Raw genomic sequence first — 21,326 nt, forward strand, 5'->3', positions numbered from 1 at the left:
AAGAAACAAACGGCTATCTTGTAATAGCTAAGATACTCGTTGCAGCGAATCTCGGCCATCGTTGTATAGCGGAGAAGTCGATTACCTATCAAATGCGAAAAAACGCGTGACAAAGGCAAAATTGGACCATGAACTTCGGCAGTTGGCATCGAGCAGTCTGTTCACCGAACCTTCATACTTTCGCTGCAAGATTGCCTCTCTTGGTTCCCTTTTGTCGAAAAGGGCGTGGCGAAGAACGGCCGTGAAGACTCACAGCAAGGGCGATGCCAAGGCGCGTTAGGGCGTCGAAATTAGTGACAACTTGAGGCTTAAGGCGAGGTTCTGCAAGTTGCACGGCAATTCGTCTGCAGCGAGGTCGCTGCAGACGGCTACCATTTCTTATTCGAGTGCAGTAGGGATTGGTTGCTTTGCTACTTCACCTCGATGGGTAGCTCACTAATCTTCGCCGCCAGAATAAAGTCGTTCTCGCTCAGGCCGCCGATGGCGTGGGTCCAGAGTTCCACCGAGACGTTGCGATAGCCCTCGATGTGGAGGTCGGGGTGGTGGCCGTCTTCTTCGGCGACGCGGGCGCATTCGTTGAAGAAGCGCATGCCGGCCATGAAGTTTTTGACGGTCCAGTCTTTGCGGATCCGTTGGCCGTCGTGGGTGAGGCGCCAGCCGTCGAGCTGCTGCAGTTGGTCGCGAGCCTCGTCTGGCGAGTAGGGGGCGACGCCACCCTCGCAGGGGAGGCATTTTTTGTGGCGCAGTTCGCCGGGGGTTTGAGCGGCCATGGGCTTCGTCTCGCTGGCAGGATCGGAGGGAATGGGATTGGGCTCGGCAGGCTGGCGGGCCGTCGGCGGCGCGCTCCGCCAGCCGGCGTGATTCGTTCGATGCATTATCGCGAGTCCCCGCAGTCGCTCCAATCCCCGGAAGGTGTGGCTTTGGCGCGGTTTGAACCTTAAACTGCCCGGTTGAAGCAATGTTCTATTGACGTGGATGCCGGCAAAATCCCAAGATGACCCCGTCTGATCCACCGACCGACGCACGCCGCCTGACCGACCTGGAGGAGCGGCTGACTCATCTTCAACACTTGCTTGACCAGCTGAACGCCGTTGTTCTGGGGCAGGCACGTCAGGTGGAGCGGCTGGAGCGGGAACTCGCGAACTATGTGACGGCGGTGGAACGGCTGGCGCAGAGCGGTTTGGGTGAAGATTTGCCGCATGAGAAACCGCCGCACTACTAAGCGGAGATGGGGGGAACGCCCCCCGACGGCCAGCTGATTGCATGCTTCAAGGATGGGACATATCGCCGTTTAGGCAGTGTGAACGCCCTAATGGCAGATTGCGGGTTTGTGAATTTTTCGGCGCGTGTTGTCTGGAAAAGTGCCATAAGTCTGTCACTAGCAATGACTATGGAAGTTAGAAAATGCGACGTTTTGTCGTGTTTCTCCCCGTTATTGTTGGGACGGCTCGTATCGCCAGCGATGCCATGGCGTCACTGCGTCGTCGATGGAAGTGTTTCACCCTAAAGGCTTTCTTGACCGATGGAACAGCCAGGGAAAGGCGCCGCGGGCAGCGACGTCTGTTCCCGGAACACCAGAGATGCAGCCGCGGAGTGTAGGCCCACACGCTAACGGAGTGCGACTCGATGCACCGGCCAATTTCTCTGCACAACGGTTCGAGCGATTCGCCGTTGCGGACGCTGGTTCTGCTGCTGCCAAGTGCGATTGATTGCGAAGCGCTCTCGTTGTGGTGCACAGATCGCATCGGCGGCGAGGTCGCTGGTTGGGCGACGAGCCTTGACGAGGGCGTGGCATGTTGTCGTCGCGTCCAACCGCGTTTGCTGGTGATCGATCCAGCGATTGCGGGCGGCGCCGTGGAGCGCGGCATCGCCTTGGTTCGCGAAGGGGCGATTGGGCATTTGCTGGTGCTCGACGCGCGGCCAATGGAATTTCGCCTGGCGGCAATTCTGGGCGAGCCGGCGACCAGCTACTACAGTCGCATGGCGCCGTCGCAGTCGCTCGCCGCGGCGATATCGGACATGATGCAGACTGGGCGGCGGGCCTTCGACCCGAGTCTGGCGGCGCGAATTCGTCGTACAGACCGCGGCTTCCAGCTCGACTACGCCGCGGAGCAGCGATCGATTTCGATTCTTTCTCAGCGCGAACAGCAAGTGATGCGGCTGCTGGCCGAGGGTCGTACGGTCAAGCAGTGCGCCGAGATGCTCGGCCTTTCCGAGAGCACCATCGACAATCACAAGTCGCGGTTGATGAAGAAGCTGGGGATTCACAAGAGCTCGGAATTGGCGGTGCGGGCGATCCGGGACGGGTTGTTGATCATGTAGTTCTGGGTCCGGTCCGGCCCCCGGTTTGAAGAACCGGGGGCTCAGAATGGGCGGTGGGGGCGGAATCGATGTTGGGTTCTGACTGGTCGCTTAAGTGACCAGTCCTGGGGGCGGTCTCTGGGCGCGAGGCGCCGCGGGATAGGCTACAATAGGCAGGACTGAACCTGCCGCGATCCAATTGGGTCGCTACTGCGTTGTAGAGTTTGTTCCCGTCTTCTAGCCCCGGGCTTCGCCCGGGGGTCGATACGCGCTCCTGGCCGTTGCGGCTAGCGATGCGACCCCCTGGCGGAGCCAGGGGCTGCAAAGCGGTATAATTTGCAGCGCGTTCGCGTATGCCTTTCTCCCGTCACGCCAGCCTCTGAGATACTCCATCGATGCGTCATCTTCTGTCGTCGCTTGCGTTTGCCGTGGCGCTGTTGGCCTCGGTTGAATCCCTCTTCGCCAACGAACATCAGGCCGATTGCCGGTACTGCAACGCGCTCGCGGCTTGGGCCGACCCCCCGCAGGCGAGCAACGGTCGCAACTATGCGCCCGACCGGCAGGTCGACATGAAGCACATTAAGCTCGATGTGACGCCCGACTTTGAGCATCGAACGGTTGCGGGCACGGCGACGATTCGCTTCTCGCCCATCTTGAAGCCTGTCAAGTCGCTGCGGCTCGACGGTGCGCGGCTGAAGGTGAGCGACGTCCGCTCGAAGCACGCGATCAGCGATTTCTCGGCGGACGACGAAAGCGTGACCGTGTTGTTTGACTCGGCGATTCCTGTCGGAGAAGAAGCGGAAGTCGAAATCGATTACTCGGCCGAGCCGGTGGAGGGACTCTACTTCCGCACGGCCGCGATGGGCCTGCCGGAAGGGGACGATCATTGCTGGACGCAAGGCGAACCGCACGAGGCGCGGCACTGGTTTCCGTGTTTCGACTATCCGAACGAGCGGGCGAGCAGCGAGATCATCTGTCATGTGCCCAAAGAGATGAAGGTCGTCTCCAATGGCAAGCTGGTCGGCGAGACGGAAGAAGACGGCGGCATGAAGCAAGTCCACTGGCTGCAGGAGAAGCCGCACGTCAGCTACCTCATCTGCATGATCGCCGGCCATCTGGAGAAACTCGAAGCAAAGCATCGCGACGTACCGCTGGGGTTCTACACGCAGCCGTCGAAGGCGAAGCACGCCGAGTTCGCGTTCCGCGACACGCCGGCGATCATGGCGTTTTACGAGGAGGAGATTGGCGTCCCTTATCCGTGGGACAAGTACGACCAGGCGACTTGCGCCGACTACCACTGGGGCGGGATGGAGAACACGACGATCACGACGCTCACCCAGCGGACGATCTATAGCGACGCGACCGAAAATGTGCGGAGCAGTCGTTCGCTCGACGCCCATGAGATGGCGCATCAGTGGTTTGGCGACTATGTCACGTGCAAGGACTGGAGCCATCTCTGGCTGAACGAAGGCTTCGCCACGTTTTATGCGCTGCTGTATGAAGGGCACAAAGAAGGTCGCGACGCGATGCTATACGGACTCTATCTCGATGCTCGCGACGACATCGGTCCGTACGAGAAGGATCTGCGGCCGATCGTTTACCGCGATTACAAGGTTCCGCGCGAGCAGTTCGACTTCCGGGCATATCCCAAGGGAAGCTGGGTGCTGCACATGCTGCGCAGTCAGTTGGGCGAAGAGACGTATCGAAAGGCGATTAAAACCTACTTGGAACAGCATGCGCTCGGCGAAGTGGTGACCGACGACTTGCGGCAAGCGTTTGAGGCGCTAAGCGGCAAGCCGCTCGATCGGTTCTTTGATCAGTGGGTCTATCACGGCGGGATGCCGCAGCTGAAGGTGAGCTACCAGTGGCTCCCCGAGGAGAAGCTGGCGCACGTCACCGTCGAGCAGACGCAAGAGACCGGCGACAAGGTGTTGCTGTTCGACATTGACACGACGCTGCGGTTTATCGTCGACGGCAAGGAGCATGACGAACTGATCACGATCAACGGCAAGAAGCAGGACTTCTACGTTGCGCTGCCGGGGGAGCCGGAGGTGGTGCGGTTCGACCCGGAGTACACGCTGCTGGCGAAGGTCGACTTCAGTAAGTCGGCCAAGCTGCTGGAAGCCCAGCTCGCCAACGCTGAAGACATGATCGGTCGCGTGCTGGCGTGCGACGAGTTAGCCGACGTCAAGACGCAGGATGCCGTAGCGGCGCTGAAGAAGGCGCTCAACGAGGATGCGTTTTTCGGGGTCCGCTGTGCGGCGGCGAGGGCGCTGCGGAAGATTCGGACCGAAGAAGCGGTGGCGGCGCTGCTTGATTCCGTGAACCAGGACGATGCGCGCGTCCGGAAGCACGTCGTCGAGGAGCTTGGTTACTGTTATCGCGAAGATGCGGCGAAACAACTCCTGGCGACGCTCGAAACGGAGAAGAATCCGGCCGTCGTCGCCACGGCGCTGCGCGGTCTGGCCAGCTACCAGGGGGATGCGGCTTCGGCGGCGGCGAAGAAGGCGCTCGGCGATCAATCGTGGGGCGGCGAACCGGTTGGGGCCGCACTTGGCGTGATTCGCGATCTCAACGATCCGGCGCTTGCCGACGCGGTGATGGACACGATCAAGTTGCGCGAGCAGACGCTTGACCCGCGCGATGTGAGCGAAGGGATGATCACCGTGGCGAAGCTGTCGCAACGCGGTAAGCGGAAAGAGAGCGCGTTCAAGTTCTTCGTCGGCTACCTCAATCACCCGCGGCAGACGATGCAGGAAGCGGCGATTCGCGGGCTGGGCGAATTGCATCACCCTGCCGCCCGGCCGCTGTTGACGCCGATCGCGACGAACAAGACCGACAGGACGCTGGCTACGGTGGCAAAAGCGGCGCTTGGCGAGATCGACAAGGAGACGGCGCTCGTGCCGAAGGAAGTCGGCGATTTGCGGAAGGAAGTTCGCGAGTTGCAAGAGTCGCAGGAAAAGCTGCAGAAGAAGCTCGAGGAGTTGGAAGGGAAGAAGAAGGCTGAGGAGAAGTCGGCGGAGAAGAAGGACTAAGAGTGACGTTAGCCTTTTCAGCCCCCGGCTCCGCCGGGGGGTAGAAGCGGTGATGGCGCTGCCAACCGCTAAGGCATGGTGCGCGATCCCCCGGCGGAGCCGGGGGCTGAGCTCGCAGAGTTTCGTCGTTTACTAATCGCCTCCGCCGCAGCCGCCGCAACCACTGCCGCATCCTCCTCCGCCGCCGCAACCACTTCCACCACACCCGCTGCCATCGGATGAGCAGCCTGTGCCGCCTTTGGCTTGCGGCCTCATCCAATGATGAAGGTCCGCGATTCCGCCGCTTGCGGTTGCCATCGAGGCGATGCCGAAGAGGGCGATCCCCAGAGCCACTTCGGCTGGGGGACGGGTCAATAATTGATCGCCTCGCTTCAGATCGGGATGTCTCACTTGCAGTCGGCGGAGAAGGCGCCTTCCGCGGAGTGATTGTCTGATCGGCCGAGCGAATGTGACGACTGCCAGGAGGGCAGCAACCGTCAGCACGACGAGGAAAGCGACCGGCTTGCCGCGCGCAACTCCGACGATGAACTTCAGGCCGCCTAACAGGGCTACTGCGGCGCACAGCAGCGCGGGCGCCCAGCGGGCGTCTCGCGTCGACTCCTTCGTTTCCAATAAGCGGAGCGATTCGAGCTTGACGCCGATTCTTGCGGCTTCGAGTTGACCGGCGTTGTAGGCGTCGCTGATCCCGGATGCTTGGCGAAGGGCGAGTCCGTCATAGATCGCTTGCACCAGTGCGGGGGCGCCAATAGGGCGGTGGTTTTCGACAATGCTCAGACGGCCATCGGTCTTGTCGAGCGTCAGCTGTCCCGCGGCGATCATTTCGCACAGCGCCGTCTGCATCGCGAGCTTCTCTCCCTCGGAAAGAACGGCAATGTCGTAGGCGTCGAGCTCCGGAAAGGGAGATCCGTCGTCCGGCTCGCGCAGCACTCCCCGCAATGCGAAGCCGCCGATGATCGCCGTCGCTAGCAGTGCGCCGTAAAACCACAAGAATTGCGGGCCGGGCAGATCGAGCGGATTCCACGCTGCCCCGAACGCCGGGAGAAGGGCGACGCCGCCAACCCAGGCGATCGGACTCAGTCGCCCTCGGAGTTGACGTATGAGCGGCGCGATGCGAGGGCGCGGCAGCATGAAGTGGCGAGTCGGATCGATCGTCTTTTTCGCGGCGCCGTCGAAGCGTTTGTCGACTGACGGCCAAATGTCGGTCGGCGGTTCAGAGTCGAAGGCCATTCGGTAGGCTGCCAGCGTCGCCAGATACATTTCACGATGGTAGTCGAGCTGCTCGGCGCCGCCTTCAGTTGGCGAGTGATGGAGCGGCTGACCAAGGAGGTCACGGCAGAGATCGTTCCAATACGCACGCGTGTAGCAGAGATGGAGATGCCATGCCTCGTCGACTTGCTCCGAAGGACAAGCGGGGCCGGCCGTCACGGTGAGGAAGAGGAAGCGTCGGTACTCTTCTACCACGCGAACGGCGTACCGCAGCGACCAGCCTTGTTCGCGGGCGAGGCGGACGGTGAAGGGTTGAGCCGTTCCCGGAGCGTCGAGTTGAAATTGCTCCAGGCGACGCCAGAGCGTCTCATGTTCAGAGTTCATCGATCCTGTTTTCCTGTTCGCAGTTTATTCGCTGCGGGGAGTTGTAGATTGGATCGTAGCAGATGGTAACGTGAGGTTGAGGCGTGGAGAAAGGCGGATTTGTTGGGGCGGGCGGTTAGCCCCCGGTTTGAAGAACGGGGGGCTAGTTTTTGTATGCGGAGGGTTAGGCTCGCAGCCAGGCGTCGTCTTGGGCGGTGAAGGTGATGGGCTGGCGGGGGAGTTTGGCGAGGTCGAACGCGGCGAGGAACTCCGTGGCCGATAGATTGCGGCGCGGGCCGAGGCCGCACCACTGGGCGAGGAGGCCGATGATGCGTTCGGGCGTGACGCCGAGGTCGCGATAGAGGCTGATGCGGCTGTCGCCGTGGCGTTTGGCGAGGCGGCGCCCATCGGCGCCGACCACGAGCGGCAGGTGGTAGTACGCCGGCGGCGGGGCGATGCCGAGGCGATGTTGCAGCAGCAGCTGACGATGGGTTGAGCCGAGCAGATCGTCGCCGCGGACGATGCGGTCGATTCCCTGGCGGGCGTCGTCGACGACGACGGCGAGTTGGTAACTCGGCAGGCCTTCTTTCGTCGCGACGAGGAAGTCGCCTGTCGTGGCGGCGATGTTGTGGATGTGCTCGCCGGCGACGTGGTCGATGAACGTCGTCGTGCCGTCGGGAACTCGCAGACGCCACGCGACGCCTGATTGCTCGAGCGCCTCGGGCGGCAGCGGCGTGGGCGTCGCGGGGCGGCAGGTGCCGGGGTAGCGCAGCTCGTGCTCGTCGCCGTGGGGAGCGGAGAGCGAGGCGGCTTCAATTTCCTTGCGAGTGCAGCGACAGGGATAGACGTCGCCTTGGGCCGCGAGTTGTTCCAACGCGGCGCGATACGGCGCGAGGTCGCTCCGCTGCGTGAACGGGCCGGCGTCCCAGTCGATGCCGAGCCACTGCAGCACGTCGATCGCTTCTTCATTGGCGCCGGCTTTGACGCGCGGGCCGTCGAGATCTTCGACGCGGAGGACGATCTCCCAGCCTTGCTGCCGCGCGAGGGCCCAGTTCACCAGGAACGAGCGGGCGTTCCCGAGGTGGAGGGCGCCGGTCGGCGAGGGGGCGAGGCGGGTGCGCGGCATCGCGGGGTTAGCGGCTCACTGTAGTGGGGTGGCACGCTCAGAGGCGGAGCCGATGGGCGTGGAGCGTCTGACGAGGGTTCGCCACGCCCTGCGGCTTCGCCTTAGGGCGTGCCACCCAGGATATGGTTAGCGGTTCAACAGGCTCATTACCACGTCGCCGTCGGTCACCGCGTAGTCGGGCCGCGGCTTGTCGGCGGGGAAAACCAGCAGTTCCTCGCGCGGATGAACGATGACGAACGATTCGTCGATCGCTCCCTTGTCGTTCTGAATCTTCGCGAGGTCGAGCTTCAAGTGCTTCGCCATGAAGGGATACATCGCGGCCCGCTTCGACGGGCCGTAATCGTGACCTTCGTCGGCGAAGTGGGCGTTCTCGACGTTGCGTGGCGCGCCGGTGAGTTGGTAGATGCGCTGCAGGTGGGGGAACTCGACTTGGGGATTCTGCTTCGTCCAGTCCCGACCGTCGGAAACGAGCAGCAGCGGCTTGGGCGCCATGCAGCCGGCGATTTCGACGTTGTTGGTTTCGTGATCGGGGCCTTTGTGGATCGGCAGGCCGCTTTCGCAAATGCAGCCGCCGTAGAAGTTGGCCGAGACCATCACCACCGGCACGGCGACGGCGACGCGCGGGTCGACGGCGCCCAGGACGAACGTTTGCGTGCCGCCGCCTGATTCGCCGGTGACGCCGATGCGCTCAGGGTCGACCAGGCCGAGCGAGAGGAGGAAGTCGATCGCCCGCATGCTGTTGTAGGTTTGCAGGCGGAGCGTTTCGCTGTGGTGATGGTCGACGGGAATCGATTCGCCGTAGCCGGCCATGTCGTAGGCGAAGACGGCGGCGCCCATCCGCGCGAGTGCGGCCGAGCGCTTTTGCGTTTGCTCGATCAAGCGGTTATCGGCCATGTGGCCATGGGGGCAAAGGATTCCGGGGATGGGGCCTTTCGCGTCGGTTGGGAGGTAGAGATTGCCGGTGACCCAGAACCCGGGGAGGCTTTCGAAGGCGACGTTCTCGACGGTGTAGCCGTCGTGCTGACGCTTTGAGTGGCGGATTGGCTTGAGGTCGCACGCCGTGGGCAGACGTTCGAGATTCATGCCGCGGAGCATGCCGGCGCGAATATTTTTGGCGCGGGCCTGCCACTGGTCGCCGGTATCGTACTGCTTGGCGAACTCGGCGAGCTTCGCGGCGGCTTCGGCTTCGGTGTAGCAGTCGCCGCGGAAGAGGGTTTGGATTTCGGCTTGGGCGGCGAGCGGCAAGAGCAAGAAGGCGATGCAGAGAAGGATTCGCATGATGGTTGCTTTCAAGAAAAGTTCATTTTGAACCGCCAAGGACGCCAAGGAAATGCGGAGGAATTGAACCACGACGACACAACGGACACGACGAAGAAGCCAGCGATTGAGAAATGAAACCGCCGATAAACGCGGATGAACGCAGACAATTCTTATTGGCGTTCATCTGCGTTTATCGGCGGTTCCATCTTCTCAGTGATTCCTTACGTCGTGTCCGTTGTGCCGTCGTGGTTCTTTTCTTGGAACCGAGCGGCTGATGGGATCAGGCGCCGACCGTGACGCGGGGCGCCGTTCGTTCGGCGTCGCTGGCCACCTCGAAATAGCTCCCGCGTTCCACGCTAAACATACCGGCGATCAGGTTGCTGGGAAACGTATCGCAGAGCTGATTCAGCTCGCGGACGTTGGCGTTGAAGAACCGCCGGGCCGCAGCGAGGCGGTCTTCGGTAAGGGCGAGCTCCTGCTGCAGAGCCAGAAAGTGTGCGTCCGCCTTGAGTTGCGGATAATTCTCGACGACGGCGAAGAGTTGCTTGAGGCCGATGGCCAGCGCCGTTTCGTCAACCGCCTGCTCGGCGGCCGCGCCGTGGTTGGCGGCGGCCGTGTTGCGGAGTTTGACGACTTGCTCCAGGACGCCACGTTCGTGCGCGGCGTAACCTTTCACTGTGGCGACGAGGTTCGGGATGAGGTCGTAACGCCGCTTGAGCTCGACGTCGATGTCGGCCCAACTTTCGCGCATATGCTGGCGGACGCTCATCAGGCGGTTGAAGGTGGCGATCAGCCAAATGAGCAGAAGCAGCGCGACGCCGCCGATGGGGATCAGGATGATGGCGGCGTCGTTCATGGGGCAGTTAAGTAAAACGCGGTGCTGTTATCAACAAATGCTTTCAACACAGAGAACGCACAGGACACAGAGAAGACCTAAAAGCCGCAATTCTATCTTCTCCGTGCTCTCTGTGTCCTTTGTGTTTAAGTCTTTTTTGAATTGCAGTTAGTTCAATGGTTGATATTGAGTTCACCACTGAAGGATGAACGGCAAGACCGGTGTCATTGGAGTCGGCTGGCCAAGTCGGCGGTGACGTGTCTCGGCCAGTGCTCGAAGAACTCGACGGTCCACTGGATCGTTGCGGCGAACTCTTCAGGTTTCAAGACGCTGCCATGATACAGGCAGCAGACGCCGCCCTGAAAGTCGACTGTCGGCGGGGTGGTCGCGAGCATGAACTCCATCATCTGCGGCGAGATGACGTCGTACGCGAATCGCTTGTCGTTGCTCTTGACGATGAACTTACGGCTGAACTCGACCGATTCGAAATCGATGTCGTCGAAGCCGATCGCGCTGGCGATGCGGTCGAAGAAGCCTTCCTTGCGAATGAAGAGATCGGGAGCTCCGAGGAAGAGACTTTCGACAATGACGTAGCTGAGCAAGTGGGTGTGCGTGTTCGTCGTTGTTCGTCCCTCGCTATCGGTCGACGTCGTGGTGGTTTGGTAGTGAAAGTCGCCATATTGCAGCGGCCAGTCGCGATCCGCGATTTTCAGGCTGCCGCGGGTGGTGTTGTAGGCGTAACGGGACTCGCCCGCCGTGAAGATTGAGAACTGCTTGTAGCGTGAGTCGTGGTCATAGTCGCTCGACGGATCGAAACGCCAGCCATGCTTGGCGGCAAGTTCGCTAAGTGCGAGGCGTCGGGCTTGCTGCTGCTTGTACGAATAGATCGCGCCGCCGATGAGTAACGCGGCAAAGGCGCCGAAGATCAGGATGACAAAGAGTGAGTCCATCGTTTCTAGCGTTGGGTCGGGAGCTCAGCGGTCGTTATCGTAAACGCTAATTCGTCCGGCGACGAGGAATCTTGCCCCAGCGGCGATGGCCGGTTCGGGCGGCTTGGCGTATTCTTTGGGAGCCTCGCCCTCCCCTGACGATGCCGCTGACTTTCGGCAGCCAAGTGTAGCTCACGCCTTATGTCGACCACCTCCCCTACCTCAACCGTTGCAGCGGCTCGCGCCGATTCCGCGGTCCAGGCGGCCCGGGGGATGCGAGCGGCGCTGATGGCGATGGGGGTGAGCGGCGTGCTGGGCGCCGTGAAAGTGATCGCCGGCGTGGCGGGGCACAGCTACGCGCTCATTGCCGACGGCGTGGAGTCGCTGCTCGACATCGTTAGCTCGATCGCCGTGTGGGGAAGCCTCAAGGTTGCGGCCGCCGATCCGAATCACCGCTTTCCTTACGGCTACGGCAAGGCGGAACCGCTTGCCGGGCTGGTGATCGCTGCGGGACTCGTCGTCGTCGCCGGCGTGCTGGCGGTGCAGAGCATTCATGAGATTCGCAAGCCGCATCAGGCGCCCGAGGTATTTACGCTGATCGTGCTGGTGGTCGTCGTTGCGGTGAAGGAACTGCTGTTCCGTTGGCTGGTGCAGACTGGTCGCGAGATTGAAAGTCGCGCGATGGAGAGCGACGCCTGGCATCATCGCAGCGACGCGCTCACCTCGATTGCCGCGTTCATTGGCATCTCGATCGCGCTCTGGGGCGGCAAGGGCTACGAGTCGGCCGACGATTGGGCGGCGCTCGCCGCGTGTGGACTGATCGCTTACAACGGCGTGCGGTTATTTCGGGACGCGCTGCGAGAGATTCTTGACGCGGCGCCGCACGGCGAGACGCTTGAGCGAATTCGCGCCGTTGCCGCCGCCGTGCCCGGGGTGACGGGGATCGACGATTGCCGGGCCCGAAAGAGCGGGCTCGGGTGGTTGGTCGACATTCATGTCGAGGTCGACGGCGACATGCCGGTGCGCGAGGGGCATCGGATTGCGCATGAGGTGAAGGATGCGCTGCTGACGAGCGAGGCGAGCGTGCTCGATGCGCTGGTGCATATTGAGCCGAGCGGACATGGACCGTGCGACGTGTGATGAATCAATTGAACCACGACGGCACGACGAGAAGACAAGTAGGAATTTTAGAGTTAGTCGACGCTGCGGATGATCGCCATCAATCCTTCTGTATTCGTCGTGTTCTTCGTGTCGTCGTGGTAAGTAATCAGCCTTCGCGGTTCGCGACGCAGGTGGCGACGATGCGGATGTGTTCGTAAGGGACATCGCCGCCGAGGTGGTCGAAGATCGGTTTGAGGCCGACCAGGCCGACTTCGGCGATGGCGAGCTCGATCCGCTTGACGAGTTCGTCTTCGACCCACGGGCTGGGGTCTTGGATTTGCTCATAACGCAGGTATTCGCTGAGATAGCCGGCGACCGTGGAGCGGGCGCGGCCCATCGATTCCATCACTTCTTCGATCGACGCGCCGCGACGGAAGTGGCCGAACGACGCGGTGGTCGCGGCGTTCGGCCCGGCGCGCCCTTCGGCGTCGTCGATGCGCGTGCGGCGCGGCGGCGTTGATTCGGAGCCTGTCTCGGCCACGTCGACCGGGACGCCGCGGTCGGAGTAATAATCTGTGATCGCGGTGACGAACGCGTCGCCGTAATCGTCCCGCTTGCGTTCGCCGACGCCGCGGACTTCGAGGAAGGCCTCCAGCGTGCTGGGCCGACGGCGGGCCATGTCGCGCAAGGCGGCGTCGCCGAAGACGACGTAGGGCGGCACGCCATGCTCGTTGGCAAGCGTCGTGCGGAGCTTGCGCAGTTCTTCGAACAGGCCGCGATCGACCCCTTCCCAGTTGTCGGTCGATTTGCCGCCGCGCGCTTTGCTTTCGCGCCCGACGGGCGCGGGCTTCGTGAGTTGCGGCGTCCCCTGCCCTTTGAGCAATGCTCGTCCCGTTTCGGTCAGTTCGAGCGTGCCATATTCGCCCGCCTTGCGGAGGTAGGCTTGGCCAACGAGTTGCTCGACCCATTCGCGGATCGCCGAGTGGCGATGCTCGCTCAGCAGGCCGTAGGTGCTCAGGCTGTCGTGGCCGAGCTCGCGAATGCGCGACTCGTTGGAACCGGCGAGGACCTTCGAGGTGTAATCGGCGCCGAAGCGTTGGTCGAGGCGAATGACGCACGAGAGGATCTTTTGGGCGAGGACGACCGGTTCGTCGACGAGGTTGAGCTCGCCGAGGCAGACGTCGCAGGCGCCGCAGTTGTCGTTGTCGAGTTCCTGGCCGAAGTAGTTGACGATCGCGCGGTGGCGGCAGGTGACGCCGCCGCAGAAGCGTTCCATGGCGGCGAGCGACTGGAGCGCGGCGGCGTCGGCGCCATTCTCGCCCTTCTCCATGAGCCCGCGCCAGACGATCGCATCACGACCGCTGTAGAGCAGCAAGCAATCGGCCTCGAGGCCGTCGCGACCGGCGCGACCGCTCTCTTGGACGTAATGCTCCAGCGACTTCGGCATCCCGGCGTGGATGACATAGCGGACGTTCGACTTGTCGATTCCCATGCCGAACGCCACGGTCGCGACGACGATGTCGGCTTTCTCGTCGAGAAACGCATCCTGGTTGCGATGGCGCTGGTCATCGCTCAGGCCGGCATGATACGGGAGCGCGCGGTAGCCAAGGGCTCGCAGCGCCTCGGCTGTCTTGTCGACTTCCTTGCGACTGATGCAGTAGACGATGCCGGCTTCGCCTTTGCGCTGCTCAACGAGTTGGCAGACATCGGCGAAGCGATTAGCGGGCCGGCGGATGCGGAAGATCAGGTTCGGCCGATCGAACGAACCGATGAGCATCTGCGGCTGGTGGAGGCCCAGCTGATCCGCAATGTCGCGCTGCACCCGTTCGGACGCCGTCGCCGTGTAGGCGTGGACGCTTACCCCTGGAAAGTGTGCCTTCAGAATTTTCAGCCCGCGGTATTCGGGGCGGAAGTCGTGCCCCCATTGGCTGATGCAGTGGGCTTCGTCGATTGCGATGAGCGAGAGCGGCGTTTGCTTGAAGAACTCCAGGGTCCGCTCGGCGAGGAGCCGTTCCGGGGCGACGTAGACGAGCTTGAGCTCGCCGCGGCGGATCTGCTCGGCGACGTCGCGACGTTCGCCGGGGGTGAGGGTGCTGTTGATCGCCGCCGCCGGGACGCCGCAGGCCTGAAGGGCGTCGACCTGGTCCTTCATCAGCGAGATGAGGGGCGAGACGACCAGGGCGAGTCCCTCGCGGCAGACGGCCGGGGCCTGATAACACAAGCTTTTGCCGCCGCCGGTCGGCAGCACGACGACCGAGTCTTGCCGGGCCATGGTGGCGCCCATTGCCTCGGCCTGCAGCGGCAGGAAGGAATCGTAACCCCAGTAGCGGCGCAGGGCCTCCAGGAGTTGGGCTTCGACATGGGGGGGAGAGGCGACCTGGCTCGACATGGGAGGGAATTTTAGCCAACGGGCGGGACCGGTGGGGGATTTTTTATGGTTGGGCGATAGGATGTGCCGGTTTTAGCGACAATCACCCGCCGTTTTCGGTCTGCCAAATGGTCGCGATGCTGGCGGCGACCGTTCATAATGGAAGGGCGCCGCACCTCAAGCCTCCGGAACAGCTGCCCCGATGCGTCCCCTATCCACTCGTCTCCTGCTCGCGGCAATGCTAGCAATCGTCGGCTTGCCGCGCTCGGTCGCCTTCGATCTGCAGTTCTCGATCTCCGATCCAGGAGGACAATTCAACGCGAACGAGTTGAACATCCTCAACGCCGCGCTCGTGCGCGTCGAACGGGTGTGGGAGACCGTGATCACCGGCTACCAGCCGAACATCAGCGTCGGCGCGATTCCGATCAACATTCAACCCACGACCGCAGGGCTGGCGGCGGCGAACTACTCGGGCACGACTTCTCAAGGCGGGTTCCTGCTGGCGACGCAAGGCTTCGTCAACATCAACGTCAACGAGATTGAGAACTTCGCCAACTGGCAAGGCGTCGGAGCCAATGGCCGGAACTACATCGATGAACTGCTGGCGCACGAAGTGGGCCATGTGCTGGGCGTCGGCACGCTGTGGGTCGCCAACGGCGTCTACTCCACCAATACGTTCCACTACACCGGCCCTCACGGTCTGGCGGCCTATCAGGCTGAATTCAATCAGGCGGCAGCGTTTGTCCCGGTGGAGAACGCCGGCAACCCCGGCACGCCGAACGCCCACTGGGATCAACTGATGCGCAGCAGTCCGCAGGAGGGAAATCCAAGCGATCCTTGGAGCCTTGACCCGCGCGTCGGCGTCGTCGACCAGTATGGGCGCGATCGCGGGCTCGAGCTGATGACGGGCGCCATCGATCCCGACTACGGCGAGCCGTTCCTGTCGCGATTCACCGTGGAGTCGATGCGCGACATGGGCTACACGGTCGCGAAGTTCGAGGACTTCAACGGCGACGGCGCGGTCGATCTGCTCGACCGCAATATCCTGCTCGCAAACATGGGCGCCACGGGGCTGGAGATCGACAGCATTTCGTTCGGCGACGCCAATCGCGACCGGATGATTACCGCGGCGGATTTGGCGCTGTGGCAAACTGCTGCGGGCGTGCCGGAACCGGGGACGCTGGCGTTGGCGATATGCGCCATGTTGGGCATGGGGCTCCGCCGGCGGGCGGCGATTGGCTAGACGCGTTTGCGCTAGCGTCATTGGATCTAACAAACGTCCAAGAATTCCCTCACGGTACATCGTCGTGCGTCAGCCGCTCGCCATCGTTCTGACGCTGGTTGCGCTGACGTGGCTTGGCGGATTGCCGCGCGCCGGGGCGTTTGATTTGCAGTTCTCCATCGGGAACCCCGGCAATCAATTCGACGCCAACGAACTGAACATCCTCACCGCCGCCCTGCTGCGCGTCGAACGGATGTGGGAGACGGTGCTCACCGGCTACCAGCCGAACACCAGCGTCCCGAGCGTGCCAATAGAGATTCGCCCGACCACGGGCGGGTTGGCTGCCGCCAACTTTCTCACGACGAGCGTTCAAGGCGGATTCACGCTGGCGACAAGCGGCTTCGTTGATATCAATGTCAACGAGATCGAGAACTTCGCCAACTGGCAGGGCGTCGGCGCCAACGGTCGCAATTACATCGACGAGTTGCTCGCGCACGAAGTGGGGCATGTGCTGGGCGTCGGCACGCTCTGGATCAGCAACGGCGATTATGTGAGCAATACGTTCCAATACACCGGCGTTTATGGGACCGCGGCCTATCAGGCCGAGTTCAATCAGGCGACGCCGTTCATTCCGGTGGAGAACGCCGGCAACCCCGGCACGCAGAACGCCCACTGGGACCAGCTGATGCGCAGCAGTGTGCAGGAAGGAAATCCGAACGATCCGTTTAGCCTGTCGCCGCTCGTGGGAGTCACCGATCAGTATGGTCGCGATCGCGGTCTCGAACTGATGACCGGCGCCATCGACCCCGACTATGGCGAACCGTTTATCTCGCGATTTACGGTGCAGTCGATGCGCGACATGGGCTACACGGTCGCCGAGTTTGAAGATTTTAATGGCGACGGCCTGGTCGATGCCGCCGACCTCAACATTCTCAAAGCCAACTACGGGGCGACTGGGCTAGAGATCGACAGCATGGCGTTTGGCGACGCGAATCGCGATCGGCGCGTGGACGGCGCCGATTTTCTGCTGTGGCAGCGGGCGTTCGTGGCGGGCGGGGGAGCGTTGAGCGTGCCGGAGCCTGGAGCGGCGTTGCTCACGTTGGCGGGGATGGCGATCCTATCGCGGGCGCGACGCAGATCGCGCTAGACCGAAGAGTCTACTGGCAGCAGTGAATGCAGGTATTCGGGGGCGAAGTCCGCGCCGTTCTCCCAAGCGACGGTGTTTCCTTCCAATCGAAATTGTCGAAAGTAGTCGACATTTTGAAGCGGAATGAAGATAGGGCCCGTCAACACGTCCGCGAGGTCGACTTCACCGTGAGCTCCGTCATTGAACCAAAGGCGAATGCGGTGATCAGTGACATGTTCGGCTTTGACGACGTGTAACACGGCTAATTTTCCAAAGGAGCGATGGGGAGCAGGGGTAGTTCCTGGCGAGCTCTTTGCCAGTTTGTTGCGAGCTCATCTCGACGTAGCTCATGCCAATCAAGAACAGCGGAGAGTGACCTTCTTGGGAACTTCCCTTCGACCAACCCGCTGTCAATTTCCATCGTGATTTCATGCTCGCCATACTGTGCATGAAAATGAGGCGGCTCGTGATCGCGATAATACATGCGAATCACGATTCCCAAAAAACGACAGATTTCGGGCATCGCTCAATTATACCTCTTTACTTGCGAGAACCGGCATGAAATTCTCGGCCGTTACGCCATCTCCGCCCGCGGCTCGTCCGCCCGCCGGCCGAGGTTGCCGTAGCGGTGGTAGACGTGCGAGAGGCTTTGCTCCTGGAGGTACCAGAGGAGCTCGACGCGGCCGTGAGCGAGGACGGGGGCGTCGGCGACGTAGACGTATGATTCGGTCGCCGCCGTGCGGATGGCGTCGGGGACGCGCGAGCGATCGGCGTAGCGCAGGCGGCCGACGCTGCCGGCGCGGAGGGCGTCGGCGAGTTGTTCGTCGGTTTCTTCGATGAACTCGATGGCGCCGGCCCAGCTGTCGGTCAGCGCGTCGAGAAGTTCCACGGCATGACGCGGGCTTTCGGGGAGGGACGGCGGTTCGCTCACGACGACGCGGCAACCGGCGGCGCGCGCGGCGGCGGCGCGGGCGAAGATTTCCCACGGCGTATCTTCGGCGGCGACGCGGAGCCGCATGCTCGGCACGGCGAGGTAGCGACGGAGATTGTCTTCGCCGATGAGGCGGAAGTGGTCGTGCGTGGGCTCGAACTCGTCGAGCATCCAATCGAGATAGCTTTCCATCGCGACTTTGAGTCGCGTTACGTCGGTTGGCGCGAAGAGACGGGGCGTGCGCTCGAAGTCGGCGAGCGCGTTGCGCAGCGAGTGGAGTTGCTGGCGTCGTTCGGCGACCGATTCGTGCGGGAGGACGAGCGACGCTGGTGGGAAGGTGATGTCGAGTTGTTCGGGCGAATCCATGTAGCCCGCGGCTCCGCCGGGGGGTTGCGCGACGTTGGGGTTAACACGCTCGCGCGTGGAGGCCGACCCCCGGGCGGAGCCCGGGGCTGCAGTGGCGTCTGCGAACTCCATCAATGGCGCGACGTAATTCGGGCCGCCGGCTTTGATGCCGGGGCCGAAGGCGCTTTTACCCATGCCGCCAAAGGGTTGTCGCAGCACGATGGCGCCGGTCGTAGGGCGATTGATGTAGAGGTTGCCCGCGCGGATCCCCTCCTGCCAGATGCGGTGCTCGCGATCGTCAAGGCTTTCGAGGCCCGAGGTGAGGCCGTAGCCGGTGGCGTTCACCAGGTCGATCGCGGCGTGGAGGTTCTTCGCGCACATCACGCCGAGCACGGGGCCGAAGAACTCGGTGAGGTGGGTGACGCTGCCCGGCTGCACGCCCCACTTCACGCCGGGGCTCACGAGCGAGGCGTTGCCGTCGACGTGGAGCCGCGGCATCACGGCCCACGATTCGTCTTCCTCGAGTTCCTTGAGCGCTTGTTCCAAATCCCCGCTCGGCGGGCGGATGAGCGGGCCCATCTTCGAGTGAAGCTCCCACGCCGAACCGACACGGAGACTTTCGACGGCGTCGCAGAGCGTGGCGCGGAATTTGGGGTCTTCGTAGACCTCCTCTTCTAGGATGAGCAGCGACGTCGCCGAGCACTTCTGTCCGCTGTGACTGAAGGCCGAATGGAGGACGTTCTTGATCGCCAGATCGCGGTCGGAGAGGGCGGTGACGATCGTGGCGTTCTTGCCGCCGGTTTCGGCCAGGAGGTTGATCGTCGGCTTGCGGTGAAGCATGTCGAGGGCCGCGGCGGTGCCGCCGGTGAGGATCACGGCGTCGACGGCGTCGTGGCTCACAAGCTGCTGGCCGACGGTGGCGCCGCTGCAGGGCACGAACTGCAGCGCCGTGAGCGGCACGCCGGCGGCCCAGAAACATTCGCAGAGGGCGTGGGCGATGAGGACCGCGTCGGAGGCGGGCTTCAAGATCACCGTGTTCCCCGCGGCAAGACCGGCCGCGATGCCGCCGCAGGGAATGGCCAGCGGAAAATTCCAGGGCGAGACGACGACGACCACTCCCTTGCCGCGAGCGGCGAGGCCGGGCAGTTCGTGGAAATGCTCGGCAGTGCCGGCGTAGAAGCGGCAGAAGTCGATCGCTTCAGAGATTTCAGGATCGCTTTCGGTGAGAATTTTTCCTCCTTCGGCGAGCATGGCGCCCATCAAGTCGCCCCGGCGGCGGGCAATTTCGTCGGCGACGCGATGCAGAGTGGCGGTGCGTTCGCCTTGCGAGAGGCTGCGCCATCCGGAGGGATCGTCGGCGGCACAGCGGACGGCGCGATCGGCGTCCACCGTCGTTGCTTGGCGGTAGCGGGCGACGACGGTGTTGGGGCGTGAGGGATCGAGCGATTGGCGGACTTCGCGATCGTCGTAGTTTTCTTCGCCAGCGATCACGAGGGGGACTTGGGCGGCGTGGTCGCCGTGGCGGGGGAGCCAGCGGGCGATGATCTCGGCGCCCCAGTCGCTGTTGGCGGGGAGGGACCAGTCGGTGTCGGGGGCGTTGGTGAAGTCTGGTGGACGCGCCGGGGGCGGGGACGCCCCGGCTCGCGCCAGAATTTTTACTGACTCCTGTTCCCTGACTCCTGACTCCTTGTTGCGGTCCTGCGTGCGCCGCGGCGCATCGCTCAGCTCTTCCATCGCCGCGAAGCTCGCAACGAAGCCCTGCTCCAGCCGGTTCCAGGTGGCGCCGCCGACTTCTAGGTTGAACGCGTAGCGCAGGAAGTTGTCGGGCCCCGTGTTCTCGTCGAGCCGGCGGACGAGGTAGCCGATCGCGTTGATAAAGTCTTCCTGCTTGCAGGCAGGGGCGTAGAGGAGCAGGCTTTCAGCGAGTTCGAACAACGCGCGGCGCTGGTGGTTCGCCATTCCTTCGAGCATCTCGAACTGCACATGATCGAGTCGGCCCGACTGCGCCGCCAGCACTAACCCGTACGCGAGCGAGAAGAGGTTGTGCGACGCCACGCCGAGTCGCACTGCGGCAAGATTCTCCGGCTGCATGCCAAAGCGGAGCATGCGGTGATAGTTGGCGTCGGTGTGGAGCTTGTCGCTGAATGTTGCCAGCGGCCAGCCGCGGAGGCTGGCTTCGACGCGCTCCATTTCCATGTTGGCGCCCTTCACGACGCGAATGGTCACCGGCGCCCCCCCCTGCTCTACGCGCCGACGGGCCCACTCGGTGATCCGGCGTTGCGTCGCGAACGAGTCGGGAATGTACGCCTGCAGCGCGATGCCGCCTTGCAGCTTTTCGAAGCCGGGGCGATCGAGGGTGCGCATGAAGACTTCGGCGGTGATCTCCTTGTCGCGGTACTCCTCCATGTCGAGGTACACGAACTTCGGCACGAGCTTGCCGTCGTGGCGGCGGAATTTGTATTTCGCCGCGGCGCGGTAGAGCAGCTCCATTCGGTCGCAGAGGACCTCGATCGTATGCTCGCGAGCGAGCCCGGAGATCTGAGAGTAGATCGTCGAGATCTTCACCGACATCACTTCGATGAACGGCTCCTGCAGCGCCTGCAGATACGATTGCAGTCGCGCTTGCGCGTCTTCCTCGCCCAGCAGCGATTCGCCGAGGAAGTTGACGTTCATCCGCAGCCCTTCGTGGCGGCGATTTTCGAGATGCTGCCGCAGCAGGTCTTCCTCGGCCGGCAGCACGACGTTGGCCGTCTCCTGCTGCATCTTTTCCTTCACCAGCGGCATCGCGACTCCTGGCAGGTAGGCCCCGAAAGACTGAAAGCCCTTCAGCAGCGTGCGGTCGAATGCGCCGAAGAACCGCGGCACTCCTTGCACGTCGAGAATGTGAATCAGCTGGTCGGCCGCCCGCGGCGAGAGGCGGGCCCGAAACGCCTGGTCGGTGATCTCGACCATCGTCGCCTTGTCGGCCGGCGACTGGATCATCCGATCGAGCTCGGCCTGCTGCCGCCGCTCGGCCGAGGTTTGCATCTCGCGGGCGGTTCCCTGCAGCTTGCGGGCGATGAGGATCGCGCGTTGGACGTCGCTGGCCGGCGACGTCGGCGTTGCGGCGGGGACCTCGGCTAGGAGTTCCGCAAGGCGTTGAGACAGGTCGCCGGTAGCTGAGTTCGCCATCCTGATT

16 protein-coding genes are annotated in these 21,326 nt (G+C 62.9%); 6 read left to right on the forward strand and 10 right to left on the reverse strand.

Going from position 1 to position 21,326, the window contains the following annotated elements; translation table 11 throughout:
- Positions 1-410: 410 nt before the first annotated feature.
- A complete protein-coding gene (locus tag I41_RS00245; protein WP_246133764.1) occupies positions 411-875 on the reverse strand; it encodes a 4a-hydroxytetrahydrobiopterin dehydratase in 465 nt (154 codons plus the stop codon).
- Positions 876-994: 119 nt separating this feature from the next.
- Here I41_RS00245 and I41_RS00250 point away from each other — a divergent pair, with 119 nt between their 5' ends.
- The 3 genes from I41_RS00250 to I41_RS00260 all read left to right on the forward strand — a co-directional run bounded on the left by I41_RS00250 (position 995) and on the right by I41_RS00260 (position 5,336).
- The gene (locus I41_RS00250; RefSeq protein ID WP_145429843.1) at positions 995-1,222 is read left to right on the forward strand and encodes a SlyX family protein; all 228 of its coding nucleotides are present in this window, start codon (positions 995-997) and stop codon (positions 1,220-1,222) included.
- Between the two features lie 404 nt (positions 1,223-1,626).
- Positions 1,627-2,322 (forward strand): response regulator transcription factor, encoded by a 696-nt coding sequence (locus tag I41_RS00255; protein ID WP_145429844.1) that lies wholly within the window; start codon positions 1,627-1,629, stop codon positions 2,320-2,322.
- A 374-nt stretch (positions 2,323-2,696) separates the two neighbouring features.
- Positions 2,697-5,336, forward strand: coding sequence for a M1 family aminopeptidase (locus I41_RS00260; RefSeq protein WP_145429846.1), 2,640 nt, complete (start codon positions 2,697-2,699; stop codon positions 5,334-5,336).
- A gap of 132 nt (positions 5,337-5,468) precedes the next feature.
- Here I41_RS00260 and I41_RS00265 read toward each other — a convergent pair whose 3' ends face one another.
- The 5 genes from I41_RS00265 to I41_RS00285 form a co-directional block, all read right to left on the reverse strand.
- Positions 5,469-6,926: a TIGR04222 domain-containing membrane protein gene (locus I41_RS00265; protein WP_145429848.1), complete on the reverse strand. Its 1,458-nt coding sequence runs from the start codon at positions 6,924-6,926 to the stop codon at positions 5,469-5,471.
- A gap of 163 nt (positions 6,927-7,089) precedes the next feature.
- The gene (gluQRS, locus tag I41_RS00270; protein ID WP_145429850.1) at positions 7,090-8,031 is read right to left on the reverse strand and encodes a tRNA glutamyl-Q(34) synthetase GluQRS; all 942 of its coding nucleotides are present in this window, start codon (positions 8,029-8,031) and stop codon (positions 7,090-7,092) included.
- 126 nt (positions 8,032-8,157) lie between these two features.
- A complete protein-coding gene (locus I41_RS00275; protein ID WP_145429852.1) occupies positions 8,158-9,309 on the reverse strand; it encodes an alpha/beta hydrolase in 1,152 nt (383 codons plus the stop codon).
- A 262-nt stretch (positions 9,310-9,571) separates the two neighbouring features.
- Entirely contained in the window at positions 9,572-10,147 is a 576-nt protein-coding gene (locus I41_RS00280) for a LemA family protein (RefSeq protein WP_145429854.1), read from the reverse strand.
- 203 nt (positions 10,148-10,350) lie between these two features.
- Entirely contained in the window at positions 10,351-11,076 is a 726-nt protein-coding gene (locus I41_RS00285; protein ID WP_145429855.1) for a hypothetical protein, read from the reverse strand.
- Between the two features lie 180 nt (positions 11,077-11,256).
- Between I41_RS00285 and I41_RS00290 the strand changes: the two genes are divergently transcribed.
- Positions 11,257-12,195 carry a cation diffusion facilitator family transporter gene (locus I41_RS00290; protein ID WP_145429857.1) on the forward strand — a complete coding sequence of 313 codons (939 nt, stop codon included), beginning with the start codon at positions 11,257-11,259 and terminating at the stop codon, positions 12,193-12,195.
- 127 nt (positions 12,196-12,322) lie between these two features.
- Here the strand turns inward: I41_RS00290 and recQ are convergent, their stop codons facing one another.
- A complete protein-coding gene (gene recQ / locus I41_RS00295) occupies positions 12,323-14,545 on the reverse strand; it encodes a DNA helicase RecQ (protein ID WP_145429859.1) in 2,223 nt (740 codons plus the stop codon).
- A gap of 181 nt (positions 14,546-14,726) precedes the next feature.
- Here recQ and I41_RS00300 point away from each other — a divergent pair, with 181 nt between their 5' ends.
- Entirely contained in the window at positions 14,727-15,767 is a 1,041-nt protein-coding gene (locus tag I41_RS00300) for a hypothetical protein (protein ID WP_145429861.1), read from the forward strand.
- A 64-nt stretch (positions 15,768-15,831) separates the two neighbouring features.
- On the forward strand, positions 15,832-16,893 hold the full coding sequence (locus tag I41_RS00305) for a dockerin type I domain-containing protein (protein ID WP_145429863.1): 1,062 nt from the start codon (positions 15,832-15,834) through the stop codon (positions 16,891-16,893).
- On the opposite strand, the gene I41_RS00310 is transcribed toward I41_RS00305, so the two are convergent.
- Genes I41_RS00310 through I41_RS00320 form a run of 3 tightly spaced genes read right to left on the reverse strand, consistent with a single transcriptional unit; the run spans position 16,890 to position 21,319 of the window.
- Positions 16,890-17,132, reverse strand: coding sequence for a DUF2442 domain-containing protein (locus I41_RS00310; protein ID WP_145429865.1), 243 nt, complete (start codon positions 17,130-17,132; stop codon positions 16,890-16,892). The two genes, I41_RS00305 and I41_RS00310, sit on opposite strands and share 4 nt — an antisense overlap.
- A 2-nt stretch (positions 17,133-17,134) precedes the next feature.
- Complete coding sequence (locus tag I41_RS00315) at positions 17,135-17,395, reverse strand: DUF4160 domain-containing protein (RefSeq protein ID WP_145429867.1); 261 nt, start codon at positions 17,393-17,395, stop codon at positions 17,135-17,137.
- Between the two features lie 51 nt (positions 17,396-17,446).
- Positions 17,447-21,319 carry a proline dehydrogenase family protein gene (locus I41_RS00320; protein ID WP_145429868.1) on the reverse strand — a complete coding sequence of 1,291 codons (3,873 nt, stop codon included), beginning with the start codon at positions 21,317-21,319 and terminating at the stop codon, positions 17,447-17,449.
- Positions 21,320-21,326: the final 7 nt, after the last annotated feature.

The sequence above is a fragment of the Lacipirellula limnantheis genome, from assembly GCF_007746075.1.
Taxonomy (GTDB): domain Bacteria; phylum Planctomycetota; class Planctomycetia; order Pirellulales; family Lacipirellulaceae; genus Lacipirellula; species Lacipirellula limnantheis.

What these genes read in the sequence shown, in the direction of transcription:
- I41_RS00285 (WP_145429855.1), bottom strand. Translation starts at nt 11,076, where the DNA reads ATGGACTCACTCTTTGTCATCCTGATCTTCGGCGCCTTTGCCGCGTTA.
- I41_RS00260 (WP_145429846.1), top strand. Translation starts at nt 2,697, where the DNA reads ATGCGTCATCTTCTGTCGTCGCTTGCGTTTGCCGTGGCGCTGTTGGCC.
- I41_RS00255 (WP_145429844.1), top strand. Translation starts at nt 1,627, where the DNA reads ATGCACCGGCCAATTTCTCTGCACAACGGTTCGAGCGATTCGCCGTTG.
- I41_RS00320 (WP_145429868.1), bottom strand. Translation starts at nt 21,319, where the DNA reads ATGGCGAACTCAGCTACCGGCGACCTGTCTCAACGCCTTGCGGAACTC.
- I41_RS00275 (WP_145429852.1), bottom strand. Translation starts at nt 9,309, where the DNA reads ATGCGAATCCTTCTCTGCATCGCCTTCTTGCTCTTGCCGCTCGCCGCC.
- I41_RS00290 (WP_145429857.1), top strand. Translation starts at nt 11,257, where the DNA reads ATGTCGACCACCTCCCCTACCTCAACCGTTGCAGCGGCTCGCGCCGAT.
- I41_RS00265 (WP_145429848.1), bottom strand. Translation starts at nt 6,926, where the DNA reads ATGAACTCTGAACATGAGACGCTCTGGCGTCGCCTGGAGCAATTTCAA.
- I41_RS00315 (WP_145429867.1), bottom strand. Translation starts at nt 17,395, where the DNA reads ATGCCCGAAATCTGTCGTTTTTTGGGAATCGTGATTCGCATGTATTAT.
- I41_RS00300 (WP_145429861.1), top strand. Translation starts at nt 14,727, where the DNA reads ATGCGTCCCCTATCCACTCGTCTCCTGCTCGCGGCAATGCTAGCAATC.
- I41_RS00280 (WP_145429854.1), bottom strand. Translation starts at nt 10,147, where the DNA reads ATGAACGACGCCGCCATCATCCTGATCCCCATCGGCGGCGTCGCGCTG.
- I41_RS00245 (WP_246133764.1), bottom strand. Translation starts at nt 875, where the DNA reads ATGCATCGAACGAATCACGCCGGCTGGCGGAGCGCGCCGCCGACGGCC.
- recQ (WP_145429859.1), bottom strand. Translation starts at nt 14,545, where the DNA reads ATGTCGAGCCAGGTCGCCTCTCCCCCCCATGTCGAAGCCCAACTCCTG.
- gluQRS (WP_145429850.1), bottom strand. Translation starts at nt 8,031, where the DNA reads ATGCCGCGCACCCGCCTCGCCCCCTCGCCGACCGGCGCCCTCCACCTC.
- I41_RS00250 (WP_145429843.1), top strand. Translation starts at nt 995, where the DNA reads ATGACCCCGTCTGATCCACCGACCGACGCACGCCGCCTGACCGACCTG.